This is a genomic window from Synechococcus sp. R6-10 (assembly GCF_047461815.1).
GTDB lineage: Bacteria > Cyanobacteriota > Cyanobacteriia > Thermostichales > Thermostichaceae > Thermostichus.
This window is the reverse complement of record NZ_JANSHW010000342.1, coordinates 1-655: the sequence shown is the minus strand read 5'-3', so window position 1 is coordinate 655 and position 655 is coordinate 1. Positions and strand designations below refer to the sequence as shown.

The window sequence follows — 655 nt, the reverse complement described above, 5'->3', positions numbered from 1 at the left end:
ACACGCGGTAGATATCTTTCGGCTTCGGGATGGTGTCCACCGAGCCGATGGGCTGTGGGGTGGGCGACGCGCCCGACTCGCTGCGCAGGATGTCGCTCGCCAGCTTGACGCAGTCGGCGCATACGCCCCCGTACATGCCCAGAATCAGCTTGCGCACCTGCTCGCGCGACTTGCCGCACAGCACACACCGATCGGTCATGCGTGTCTCATTCGTTCGTGCCACGAGTGCCTCCTGTTAGCGACCGCTGCGGTCTAACACATGATCGATTATTCCATACTCTTTGGCTTCCTGCGCGGACATGAAGTAGTCGCGTGCGGTGTCTTGTTCCACGCGCTCGATGGGCTGCCCCGTGTGCTTGTGCAGGATGTTGTTCAGGATGTCTTTGTAGCGCAGCACCTCGCGCGCTTGGATTTCGATATCGAGCGCAGTTCCCTGAAAGCCTGCGTGCACTTGGTGGATCATGATGCGTGCGTGGGGCAGGGCGTAGCGTTTGCCCGCCGCGCCGCCCGCCAGTAGCACCGCGCCCATACTGGCGGCTTGTCCGATACAAATCGTGGCGACATCGGGGCGAATCATCTGCATGGTATCGTAAATCGCCAGCCCCGCGCTCACGACGCCGCCCGGCGAGTTGATATACATATCGATGTCCTTGTC

The 655-nt window shown here is 61.1% G+C and carries 2 protein-coding genes; both read right to left on the bottom strand.

Features of this window, described 5'->3' with window-relative positions; genetic code table 11:
• Window positions 1-199: ClpX C4-type zinc finger protein (locus tag NW837_RS10005; RefSeq protein ID WP_414331175.1), on the bottom strand; the 199-nt coding region annotated here is incomplete at its 3' end.
• A 36-nt stretch (window positions 200-235) separates the two neighbouring features.
• The coding region (locus NW837_RS10000; protein ID WP_102183585.1) for an ATP-dependent Clp protease proteolytic subunit at window positions 236-655 on the bottom strand (420 nt) is incomplete at its 5' end.